At 73.4% G+C, this 11,033-nt stretch carries 8 protein-coding genes; 1 reads left to right on the top strand and 7 read right to left on the bottom strand.

What is annotated here, in order from left to right:
- Nucleotide 1: 1 nt before the first annotated feature.
- On the bottom strand, nt 2–2,281 hold the full coding sequence (locus ACIPXB_RS31510) for a bifunctional salicylyl-CoA 5-hydroxylase/oxidoreductase (RefSeq protein WP_401455432.1): 2,280 nt from the start codon (nt 2,279–2,281) through the stop codon (nt 2–4).
- A 91-nt stretch (nt 2,282–2,372) separates the two neighbouring features.
- Nucleotides 2,373–3,200, bottom strand: coding sequence for an enoyl-CoA hydratase family protein (locus ACIPXB_RS31505; RefSeq protein WP_401455400.1), 828 nt, complete (start codon nt 3,198–3,200; stop codon nt 2,373–2,375).
- Nucleotides 3,201–3,411: 211 nt separating this feature from the next.
- Between ACIPXB_RS31505 and ACIPXB_RS31500 the strand changes: the two genes are divergently transcribed.
- Complete coding sequence (locus ACIPXB_RS31500) at nt 3,412–3,837, top strand: ATP-binding protein (RefSeq protein WP_401455398.1); 426 nt, start codon at nt 3,412–3,414, stop codon at nt 3,835–3,837.
- 75 nt (nt 3,838–3,912) lie between these two features.
- Here the strand turns inward: ACIPXB_RS31500 and argF are convergent, their stop codons facing one another.
- The 5 genes from argF to ACIPXB_RS31475 all read right to left on the bottom strand — a co-directional run bounded on the left by argF (nt 3,913) and on the right by ACIPXB_RS31475 (nt 11,003).
- A complete protein-coding gene (gene argF / locus ACIPXB_RS31495; protein ID WP_401455397.1) occupies nt 3,913–4,923 on the bottom strand; it encodes an ornithine carbamoyltransferase in 1,011 nt (336 codons plus the stop codon).
- Nucleotides 4,924–4,995: 72 nt separating this feature from the next.
- Entirely contained in the window at nt 4,996–6,222 is a 1,227-nt protein-coding gene (locus ACIPXB_RS31490; RefSeq protein ID WP_401455395.1) for an arginine deiminase, read from the bottom strand.
- Between the two features lie 45 nt (nt 6,223–6,267).
- Nucleotides 6,268–6,735 carry a hypothetical protein gene (locus tag ACIPXB_RS31485; protein ID WP_401455392.1) on the bottom strand — a complete coding sequence of 156 codons (468 nt, stop codon included), beginning with the start codon at nt 6,733–6,735 and terminating at the stop codon, nt 6,268–6,270.
- Nucleotides 6,736–6,894: 159 nt separating this feature from the next.
- A complete protein-coding gene (locus ACIPXB_RS31480; protein ID WP_401455389.1) occupies nt 6,895–9,498 on the bottom strand; it encodes a polynucleotide kinase-phosphatase in 2,604 nt (867 codons plus the stop codon).
- Entirely contained in the window at nt 9,495–11,003 is a 1,509-nt protein-coding gene (locus ACIPXB_RS31475) for a 3' terminal RNA ribose 2'-O-methyltransferase Hen1 (RefSeq protein ID WP_401455387.1), read from the bottom strand. The genes ACIPXB_RS31480 and ACIPXB_RS31475 overlap by 4 nt, the downstream gene beginning before the upstream one ends.
- Nucleotides 11,004–11,033: the final 30 nt, after the last annotated feature.

The following is an 11,033-nucleotide window of genomic DNA, read 5'->3' as shown; positions in this document are numbered from 1 at the left end:
GTCAGCCGCGGCCCGTCGGCGGCTTGCGCCGGCCCGCCCGGTACGGGGCCGGCCACGGGGCGCCCGGGCCCTCGTACTCCTGGTCGGCTGCCGCGTGCAGGGTCCAGTGGGGGTCGTAGAGATGGGGGCGGGCCAGGGCGCACAGGTCGGCACGCCCCGCCAGCAGCAGGGAGTTGACGTCGTCCCAGGAGGAGATGGCGCCGACCGCGATCACGGGCACGCCGAGGGCGTTGCGGATCCGGTCGGCGTACGGCGTCTGGTACGAGCGGCCGTACTCGGGGGCTTCGTCGGAGACGACCTGGCCGGTGGAGACGTCGATGGCGTCGGCACCGTGGGCGGCGAAGGCGGCCGCGACGGCGACCGCGTCGGCCTGCGAGGTGCCGCCGGGCGCCCAGTCGGTGGCCGAGATGCGCACCGTCATGGGGCGGTCGGCGGGCCAGACCTCGCGGACGGCGTCGAAGACCTCGAGCGGGAAGCGGAGCCGGCCGGCCAGGCTGCCGCCGTAGCCGTCACCGCGCCGGTTGGTCAGCGGGGAGAGGAAGCCGGACAGCAGGTAGCCGTGCGCGCAGTGCAGTTCGAGCAGGTCGAACCCGGCGCGGGCGGCGCGGACGGCGGCCGACGTGAACGCCTGGCGGATCTGGTTCAGGTCCGTGCCGGTCAGCTCGCGCGGGAGCTGGGAGACGCCCGGCCGGTAGGGCAGCGGCGAGGCGGCGACCAGGGGCCAGTTCCCGTCCTCCAGGGGTTCGTCCATGCCCTCCCACATGCGGCGGGTGGAGCCCTTGCGGCCGGAGTGGCCCAGCTGGACGCCCAGGGCGGTGCCGGGTGCCGAGGTGTGCACGAAGTCGGCGACGCGTGCCCAGGCGTCTGCTTGCGCGTCGGTCCACAGGCCCGCGCAGCCCGGGGTGATGCGGCCCTCGGGCGAGACGCAGACCATCTCGGTCATCACCAGGCCGGCCCCGCCCAGGGCCCGCGCCCCGAGGTGGACGAGGTGGAAGTCGCCCGGCATGCCGTCCTCGGCGCTGTACATGTCCATCGGGGAGACCACGACCCGGTTGCGCAGGGTCAGCCCGCGCAGGCGCAGCGGCGTGAACATGGGCGGGGTGTGCTCGTCGGGGCAGCCGAAGTCCGCCTCGACGGTACGGGTGAAGCGGGCGTCGCGCAGCCGCAGGTTGCCGTGGGTGACCCGGCGGCTGCGGGTGAGGAGGTTGAAGGCGAACTGCCGGGGGGCCTGGTCGACGTACCCGGCGAGTTCCTCGAACCAGCGCATGCTGGCGGCCGCGGCGCGCTGGGTGGAGGCGACCGCCGGACGGCGGGCCTCCTCGTACGCGCGCAGCGCCGCCGGAACGTCCGGCTCCGCCGCCACGGCCTCGGCCAGGGCGAGCGCGTCCTCGACGGCGAGCTTGGTGCCCGAGCCGATGGAGAAGTGGGCGGTGTGTGCCGCGTCACCGAGCAGCACCACATTGCCGTGGGACCAGTGGGTGGTGACCACTGTGCGGAACGCCGTCCAGGCCGAGCGGTTCCCGGTCAGGGGACGCCCGCGCAGCGCGTCGCTGAAGATCTTGGCGCAGCGGGCCGCGGATTCCGTCTCGTCGCACAGGTCGAAGCCGGCCTCCCGCCAGACCTCCTCGCGCATCTCGACGATGACGGTCGAGGCGTCCGCGGCGTAGGGGTAGCCGTGCAGCTGCATGACGCCGTGCTCGGTCTCGGCGATCTCGAAGCGGAAGGAGTCGAAGGCGAAGTCGGCGGAGAGCCAGATGTAGCGGCAGCGCCCCGTGGTCAGCCGGGGCCCGAAGTCGCGTGCGCCGTCGGTGCGGATCGCGCTGTGCACCCCGTCGGCGGCCACCACCAGGTCGTACGCCGCCGCGAGGGCCGCGGGCTCCGGGGCGGGCGTGCGGAAGCGCAGCCGTACGCCGAGCTCCGCGCAGCGCGCGTGCAGGATCTCCAGCAGGCGCCGGCGGCCGAGGGCGGCGAAGCCGTGGCCGCCGGAGGTCAGGGTCCGGCCGCGGTGGACGATGTCGATGTCGTCCCAGCGCACGAACTCCGCCCGCAGGGCGGCGTAGACCTGGGCGTCGGCGCGTTCGATGCCGCCGAGGGTCTCGTCGGAGAGCACCACGCCGAAGCCGAAGGTGTCGTCGGGGGCGTTGCGCTCCCACACCTGCACCGTGTGGCCCTGGCGGGCGAGCAGGGCGGCCGCGTAGAGCCCGCCCGGGCCGCCGCCGACGACGGCGACCCGCAGCGCCGCCGGCCGCGCGCCGCCTTCCGCACCCGCCGCGTCCGTCATCTCCACCGGGTCCACGGCGTCCACGGCGTCCACGGCGTCCACGGCGTCCGCCAGGCTCATCGCGCCGACCCCGCCGACCGCGTCCACGGCGCTACCTGCCCCGCCACCGCGGCGGCCGCTTCGCCGTGAAGGCCGCGTGGAACTCGGCGTAGTCCTCGCCGTTCATCAGCAGGGCCTGGGTGTTGGCGTCCAGTTCCACCGAGGCGGCCAGCGGCATGTCCAGTTCGGCGGTCAGCAGCGCCTTGGTCTGTGCGTAGGCCAGGGCCGGCCCGGCCGCCAGGTGCTCGGCCAGTTCGCCGGCGCGCGCGTGCGCCTTGCCTTCCTCGGTGAGCTCGGAGAGCAGCCCGATCCGCTCGGCCTCGGGGGCCCGCACCTGCTCGCCCAGCATGAGCAGCCGGGTGGCGTGGCCGAGGCCGACGACGCGCGGGAGCAGGTAGGCGGCCCCCATGTCGCCGCCGGAGAGGCCGACGCGGGTGAAGAGGAAGGCGAACCGGGCGGTGGGGTCGGCGACGCGGAAGTCGGCGGCGAGCGCGAGGACCGCGCCGGCGCCGGCGGCGACCCCGTGCACGGCGGCGACCACCGGGAAGGGGCATTCCCGGATCGCGCGCACGACCTGGCCGGTCATCCGGTTGAAGTCGAGGAGCTGGGCGGTGTCCATGGACAGGGTGGCGCCGATGATCTCGTCCACGTCGCCGCCGGAGCAGAAGCCGCGGCCCTCGCCCCCGAGGACCAGGGCGCGGACGGATCGGTCGCGGGACAGTTCGGAGAGCAGGTCGCGCAGGTCGGCGTAGGCGCCGAAGGTGAGCGCGTTCAGCTTCTCGGGGCGGTCGAGGGTGACGGTGGCCACGCCGTCCTGCCGGGTCACCCGGAGGTGGCGCCACCGTTCGGTGCTGCGTGCGGAACCAAGGAAGGGGCTCACCTCTCGACCGTATCACTGAGATGTGACCGTCGTCATGGATACGCGATACGACGCCACGCGCGGCGAGGGTCCGCAGTCGCCGGGGTACCCCACGGCACCGCGCGCTCCCACGGTGTGGTTGAATCCCGGATCTCCACGGAATCCACCCGGAACCCGCACGCGCGCCACCCCTCGTCCCTGCCCCTCCCCGCCGGAACGGACGGACCCCGCCATGCACGACGCCGCCGCCTGGCGCCTCGCGCTGCCCCACAGCAAGGCCGCGGTTCCGCTCGCCCGCGCCCTGGTCCGCACGGCGCTGGCCGGGGTCGGGACCCCGGCCTGCCCGGACACGGCGGAGCTGCTGACGGCGGAGCTGGTCGCCAACGCCGTGGAACACACCCGCGGCGACGCCCCCATCGAGCTGGTCGTGGAGCTGCTGGCGGACGGCTGCCAGGTCGAGGTCCACGACTCCAGCACCGAGCCCCCCGGCGACCTCGACCGGCGCCGCGCCGGCGACGCGCACCCCGACCCCTGGCAGGAGCACGGGCGCGGGCTGCTGCTGATCCGCGCCCTGAGCTCGGCCTGCGGGCACCGCCCCACCGCGCGGGGCAAGGCGGTCTGGTTCACCCTCCCGGCCCGGCCGGCCGCGGCCGTATGAGGCGTCGCCGCAAGCGGCTTCGCCCGAAGCGGCGTATGACGCGTACGACGCGTATGACGCGTATGACGCGTATGACTATGCGCCGGGTCCGGCCAGCGTCGCGACGAGCACGGCCTTGATGGTGTGCAGCCGGTTCTCGGCCTCGTCGAAGACCACCGAGTGCGCGGACTCGAACACCTCGTCCGTCACCTCCAGCGACTCCAGCCCGTGCCGCTCGTAGATCTCCCGCCCGACCTTCGTGCCCAGGTCGTGGAAGGCCGGCAGGCAGTGCAGGAACTTCACGTCCGGGTTCCCGGTCGCCCGCAGCACGTCCATGGTCACGGCGTACGGCGCGAGCGCCTCGATCCGCTCGTCCCAGACCTCCTTCGGCTCCCCCATCGACACCCACACGTCGGTGGCGACGAAGTCGGCCCCGCCGACCCCCTGTGCGACGTCCTCGGTCAGCGTGATGCGGGCGCCGCTCCCCCGCGCGAGCTCCCGGGCCCGCTCGACGACCGGTTCGGCCGGCCAGTAGGCGCGCGGCGCCACGATCCGTACGTCCATGCCCAGCAGCGCACCGGTGACCAGGTAGGAGTTGCCCATGTTGAAGCGGGCGTCGCCGAGGTAGGCGAAGGCGATCCGCTCCACCGGCTTGGCGCAGTGCTCGGTCATGGTGAGCACGTCGGCGAGCATCTGGGTGGGGTGCCAGTCGTCGGTCAGACCGTTGAAGACGGGCACCCCGGAGTGCGCGGCGAGCTGCTCGACGGTGTCCTGGCTGTCGCCGCGGTACTCGATGCCGTCGAACATCCGGCCCAGCACGCGCGCGGTGTCCTTGACCGACTCCTTGTGGCCCATCTGGGAGCCGGCGGGGTCGAGGTAGGTGGTGCGGGCGCCCTGGTCGGCCGCGGCGACCTCGAACGCGCACCGGGTGCGCGTCGAGGTCTTCTCGAAGATCAGCGCGATGTTCCGGCCCTGGAGGCGGCACCGCTCGGCACCGGCCCGCTTGGCCGCCTTCAGCTCGGCGGCCAGCTCGATCAGGCCGCGGAACTCGGCGGCGGTGAAGTCGAGCTCCTTGAGGAAACTGCGGCCGACGAGGTCGGTGGCCATGGGGGCGCTCCAGGGTCGCGCGGACGGGGATACTGGAAGTCTATACGATGCTCTGTATTGATATACAAGCAGTTACGCCGCGTCCCGTTCGACCGGGCAGCTCATGCACCGCGGCCCGCCCCGGCCCCGCCCCAGCTCGCTGCCCGGGATCTCGATCACCTCGATCCCCTCCTTGCGCAGGTGGGTGTTGGTGGTGACGTTCCGCTCGTACGCCACGACCACCCCGGGCTCCACCGCCAGCACGTTGCAGCCGTCGTCCCACTGCTCGCGCTCCGCCGAGTGCACGTCCTGCGTGGCGGTCAGGACCCGGATCGCGTCCAGGCCCAGCGCCGCCGCGATCGCGCGGTGCATGTGCTCCGGCGCGTGATCGGTGACCTTCAGCTCCCGCTCGTCGTCGCCCGGCTCGATGGTGTACGAGGGGAGCATGCCGAGCCCGGCGTACTGGGTGAACGTATCTTCCGCGACCATCGTCATCACCGTGTCCAGGTGCATGAACGCCCGCCGCTTGGGCATGTCGAGCGCCACGATGGTGCGCGCCGAACCGGCCGCGAACAGACCGCGTGCCAGCATCTCGACGGCCTGCGGGGTGGTCCGCTCGCTCATCCCGATGAGCACCGCCCCGTTGCCGATGACCAGGACGTCCCCGCCCTCGATCGTCGAGGGGTAGTCGGCCTGGCCCTGCGACCAGTAGTGGAAGGCGCCGGAGGCGGTGAAGAGCGGGTGGTGCTTGTAGATCGCCTCGAAGTGGACGGTCTCGCGCTGCCGGGCGGGCCAGCGCATCGCGTTGATGGACACCCCGTCGTAGATCCAGGCGGAGGTGTCCCGGGTGAACAGGTGGTTGGGCAGCGGCCCGAGCAGGAAGCCGTCCAGTTCCAGCGCGTGGAAGCGGACGGAGACGGGCTCGGAGTGCCGCTCCAGGAACTCCCGCTTGGTCATCCCGCCGACCAGCGCCTCGGCCAGCTCCGCCGCGGGCAGCCCGTCGAAGGCGGCCCGCAGGTGGTCGGTGGCGAGCGGACCGTACTCCTTCTCGTCGAACACCCGGTCCAGGACGAGGCGTCTGGCCTCCGGGATGTCGAGGGCCTCGCGCAGCAGATCGCCGAAGAGGTGGACGGCGACGCCCCGGTCGCGCAGGACGTCGGCGAAGCCGTCGTGTTCCTGGCGGGCCCGGCGCACCCACAGCACGTCGTCGAAGAGCAGTGCGTCCTTGTTGCTCGGTGTGAGCCGCTTCAGCTCCAGGTCGGGTCGGTGGAGGATGACGCGGCGCAGCCGCCCGGTCTCGGAATCGACATGGAAACCCATGCCTCCACGTTCGCAGACCGGACGGCTCTTTGACGTGCCGTCGCCTCAGCGCAGGCCGAGGAGGGCCGACGGTGTGCCCTTCAGCGAGGGGGTGAGGATACCGAGCTTGGGGTCCACCACGTCCGGCAGCCCGAAGTTGCCGGCGTTCGGCATGGTGAGCGGGGAGCCCACGATCGCACCCGGTCCGCGCGCGAGCAGCGTGGTGGACGGCGCCTCCACGGAGCCCTCGCCGTCCGTGGCCGGGTCGCCCAGCAGGTTGGGCACCGGCGAGGTGATCAGGGTGCGGCCCAGCTCGCCGCCGACCGGGACCGCCGGGAGCAGCGGCGTGGGCAGCATGTCGCCCTTGTGGAAGGTGGGCGCCTCGGGCGCGCCCACCACCGGGAGCGGTACGGCGGTGCCCACCCGCGGGGTGTCCACGCCCAGCGAGCTCTTGACGGCGTCCAGGGGAACCTCCACCGGGACCGCGTCGGCGGCGGCCGGGGCCGCCGCCCCCGCCGCGGCCATACAGGTCATGAGGGCCGCAATGCTTCCGCGCGCGGTCATCTTCATATCTGACGTTCCGTCCTTCCAGGGGTCGCATACACTCCGCTGCCCTGGAAGAACGATCCCGCGCGCCGACGGTCACCGCGCCGGCGCCTCAGCCCACACGCACGCCCAGGCGTACGCGCGCCGTCACAGCCTCGGGTCGACCGGCTCCGACTCCAGCGCGAGCACCGCGAAGACGGCCTCGTGGACCCGCCACAGCGGCTCGCCGGCGGCGAGCCGGTCCAGCGCCTCCAGACCGAGCGCGTACTCGCGCAGGGCCAGCGAGCGCTTGTGCCCGAGGTACCGGGTGCGCAGCCGCTCCAGGTTCTCCGGCCGGGTGTACTCCGGACCGTAGATGATCCGCAGGTACTCGCGGCCGCGTACCTTCAGGCCCGGCTGGACCAGTCGCCCGTCCTTGCCGTGGACGTACGCCCGCAGCGGCTTGACGACCATGCCCTCGCCGCCGGCCGCCGTCAGCTCCAGCCACCAGTCGGTGCCCGCGCGCACGGAGTCCGGGTCGGTGGTGTCGACGTGGATCCGCCCGGTACGGCGCAGCAGCCCCGTGCCGGAGCGCTCGTCGGCCTCGACGAGCCGGTCCAGCCACGCCAGCTGCTCGTCGTGCGGGACGGCGGCGAGGCTGCGGCCCTCGACCGCCAGCAGCTGGAAGGGCGCGAACCGTACGCCGTCCAGGCCGTCGGTGCTCCAGCAGTAGCGCCGGTAGGCGTCGGTGAACGCGGCCGCGTCGGCGGCCCGGGCCCGCTGGCGCTCCAGCAGCTCGCCGGTGTCGACGCCGCGGGCGGCGGCCGCCTCCAGGGCGTCCAGCGCCCCGGGGAAGACCGAGCGGGCGGCGGCGCCCACGGCGGCGTACTGGTTGCGCAGCAGTCCGGTGGACTTCAGCGACCAGGGCAGCAGTTCGCCGTCGAGCAGCAGCCAGTCGGTGCCGAGCTCCTCCCAGAGCCCGGCGCCGGTGACGGCCGTGCGCAGCCGCGCGAGCACCTCCTCGGTGACGGCCGGATCGTCGAAGAAGGGCCGGCCGGTGCGGGTGCACACCGATCCGGTCGGCCCGTCGGCCACGCCGAAGCGGGTCCGGGCGGCCCCGGCGTCCTTGCAGAGCAGGACGACGGCCCGGGAGCCCATGTGCTTCTCCTCGCACACCACCCGCTCGATGCCCTCGTCGCGGTAGTGGGCGAAGGCCTCGGCCGGGTGCTCCAGGAAGTGCCCATCAGCGGCTCCGCCGCGGGACTCCTCCTTCGAGGTGGCCACCGGCGCCATGGTCGGCGGCAGGTACGGCACCAGGCGCGGGTCCACCGCGAAGCGGCTCATGACCTCCAGGGCGGCGGCCGCGTTCTCCTCGCGCACGCTCACGTTGCCCAGGTGCCGGGTCTCCACGATCCGGCGGCCGTGCACGTCGGCGAGGTCCAGCGGACGGCCCTCCAGGCCGCCGGGCGCCTCGGTGGCGAGCGGCTTGACCGGCTCGTACCAGACCTTCTCGGCCGGTACGTCGACCAGTTCGCGCTCGGGCCAGCGCAGCGCGGTCATCCGGCCGCCGAAGACGGCGCCGGTGTCCAGGCAGATGGTGTTGTTGATCCACGAGGTGTCGGGGACGGGCGTGTGGCCGTAGACCACGACCGCCTTGCCCCGGTAGTCCTCGGCCCAGGGGTAGCGCACGGGCAGGCCGAACTCGTCGGTCTCGCCGGTGGTGTCGCCGTACAGCGCGTGCGAGCGGACCCGGCCGGAGGTGCGGCCGTGGTACTTCTCGGGCAGACCGGCGTGACAGACCACCAGCTTGCCCTCGTCGAGGACGTAGTGACTGACGAGGCCGTCGATGAACGCGCGGACCTCGGTGACGAACTCCTCGTCCTCCTCTCCCAGCTGCTCGATGGTCTCGGCCAGCCCGTGGGTGTGCTGGACGTTCCTGCCGTTCAGGTAACGGCCGAGCTTGTTCTCGTGGTTCCCGGGCACGCACAGCGCGTTGCCGGAGGCGACCATGCCCATCACGCGGCGCAGCACGCCGGGGCTGTCGGGGCCGCGGTCGACGAGGTCGCCGACGAAGACGGCGGTCCGGCCGTCGGGGTGGACGCCGTCGACGTAGCCGAGCTTCGCGAGCAGGGTCTCCAGCTCGGAGGAGCAGCCGTGGACGTCACCGACGATGTCGAACGGCCCGGTGAGGTGGCGCAGGTCGTTGAAGCGCTTCTCCAGGACCACCTCGGCCGTCTCGGCCTCGGCGACGCTGGAGAGCACGTGTACCTTGCGGAAACCCTCGCGCGCCAGCCCGCGCAGGGAACGGCGCAGCTCGCGGCGGTGGCGCTGGATGACCTGGCGGGGCAGTCCGGCCCGGTCGGGGCGGGTGGCGTTGCGCTCGGCGCAGACCTGCTCGGGCATGTCGAGGACGATGGCGATGGGCAGCACGTCGTGGGCGCGGGCCAGCTGGACCAGCTGGCGGCGGGCCTCGGACTGCACGCTGGTGGCGTCGACGACGGTGAGGCGGCCGGCGGCCAGCCGCTTGCCCGCGATGTAGTGCAGGACGTCGAAGGCGTCCTTGCTGGCGCTCTGGTCGTTCTCGTCGTCGGCGACCAGGCCGCGGCAGTAGTCGGACGAGACGATCTCGGTGGGCTTGAAGTGCTTGCGGGCGAAGGTGGACTTGCCCGACCCGGTGGCCCCGATCAGGACGACGAGGGACAGGTCGGTGACGGGCAGCACCCGTCGTCGCTCCGTGGTGGTGTCGGCGGGGGTGGCGTCGGCGGTGGTCATGCGGCCCGGCCCTCCTTCGGGGTCTCGGCGGTGTGCGTCGTCGTATCGGTGGTGTCGGTGTCGCCCGTGCTCCGGTGGAAGACGGCCATCTGCGTCGGCGGGCCGACCTCGGGGTCGTCGTCGCCGACGGCGACGAAGTCGACCGCGTACCCGTACCGTCCGGCCACCGTGTCCGCCCAGGTACGGAACTGCGCGCGGGTCCACTCGAAACGGTGGTCGCTGTGGCGGACGTGGCCGGCGGGCAGGCTCTCCCAGCGGACGTTGTACTCGACGTTGGGCGTGGTCACGAGGACCGTCCGGGGGCGGGCGGCGCCGAAGACGGCGTACTCCAGGGCGGGCAGCCGCGGCAGGTCGAGGTGCTCGACGACCTCGCTGAGCACCGCGGCGTCGTACCCGGCGAGCCGCTTGTCGGTGTAGGCGAGCGATCCCTGGAGCAGGCGTACGCGGCCGCTCTGGCGCTCGCCCATGCGGTCCAGGCGCAGCCGCCGGGAGGCGACGGCGAGGGCGCGCATCGAGACGTCGACGCCGACGACCTCGGTGAAGGTCACGTCCTTCAGGAGCGCCTGGACCAGCTGGCCCTGGCCGCAGCCGAGGTCGAGCACCCGCTGGGCGCCGGCGGTGCGCAGCGCGGCGAGGATCGCCTCGCGCCGGCGCACGGCCAGCGGCACCGGCCGCTCCTCGGTGTCGTGCGTCTCGTCGACGGCGTTGTCGAGCTCCTCGGCCTCGCTGCCGTCGGCCTCGGCCAGCCGGGCCAGCTCCAGGCGCTCCATGGCGTCCTGGGTCAGGATCCGGCGCCGGGCCAGGTAGCGGTCGGTGATCAGGCGGTGCTCGGGGTGCCCGGCCAGCCAGCCGTCACCGGCGCGCAGCAGCTTGTCGACCTCGTCGGGGGCGACCCAGTAGTGCTTGGCGTCGTCGAGGACCGGCAGCAGTACGTACAGCTGGCGCAGGACCTCGGCGAGCTTCAGCTCGCCCGCCAGGACGAGGCGGACGTAGCGGGAGTCGCCCCACTCGGGGAAGTGCTCGTCCAGCGGCACCGGCGTGACCTCGACCGAGGTCCAGCCCAGCGGGCCGAACAGCCGGTGCACGAGGTCCGCCCCGCCGCGGGCGGGCAGTGCCGGGATCTCGACGCGCAGCGGCAGCGGCCGCTCCGGCAGCTCCGGGCGGGCGGCGCACTGCCCCTTGAGGGCGGTGCGGAACACGGTGCTCAGCGCGACCGCGAGCAGCGAGGAGGCGGCGTACGGGCGGTCGTTGACGTACTGCGCGAGGGCGGCGTCGGGTGCCCCGCCGCGGCCCTTGCCCTTCCCCCGCCTGACGAGCGCGACCGGGTCCACCTCCAGCAGCAGGGCGGCCGTGCAGCGCTGGTCCGTCGCCTCGGGGTAGAGGACGTGGGCCCGGCCGTGGGAGGTGGTGAACGACTGCGCCTTGCCGGGATGCTTGTGCAGCAGAAAGCCCAGGTCGGTGGCGGGACGTTCGGTGGTGCCGGTCGTAGAGATCGTCAGGAACATGCGCTTCAGTATGTGCCGCGCGCGCCCGTC

Origin of the sequence: Streptomyces sp. NPDC090022, from assembly GCF_044748145.1 — a bacterium.
Classification (GTDB): domain Bacteria; phylum Actinomycetota; class Actinomycetes; order Streptomycetales; family Streptomycetaceae; genus Streptomyces.
Note: the sequence above shows the minus strand (reverse complement) of the source record. Positions and strands in the feature narration are given on the sequence as shown.

Excerpts from the sequence above, each read along its gene's own strand:
- ACIPXB_RS31510 (WP_401455432.1), bottom strand. The coding sequence starts at position 2,281 with ATGACGGACGCGGCGGGTGCGGAAGGCGGCGCGCGGCCGGCGGCGCTG.
- ACIPXB_RS31500 (WP_401455398.1), top strand. The coding sequence starts at position 3,412 with ATGCACGACGCCGCCGCCTGGCGCCTCGCGCTGCCCCACAGCAAGGCC.
- ACIPXB_RS31475 (WP_401455387.1), bottom strand. The coding sequence starts at position 11,003 with ATGTTCCTGACGATCTCTACGACCGGCACCACCGAACGTCCCGCCACC.
- ACIPXB_RS31480 (WP_401455389.1), bottom strand. The coding sequence starts at position 9,498 with ATGACCACCGCCGACGCCACCCCCGCCGACACCACCACGGAGCGACGA.
- ACIPXB_RS31485 (WP_401455392.1), bottom strand. The coding sequence starts at position 6,735 with ATGACCTGTATGGCCGCGGCGGGGGCGGCGGCCCCGGCCGCCGCCGAC.
- ACIPXB_RS31490 (WP_401455395.1), bottom strand. The coding sequence starts at position 6,222 with ATGGGTTTCCATGTCGATTCCGAGACCGGGCGGCTGCGCCGCGTCATC.
- argF (WP_401455397.1), bottom strand. The coding sequence starts at position 4,923 with ATGGCCACCGACCTCGTCGGCCGCAGTTTCCTCAAGGAGCTCGACTTC.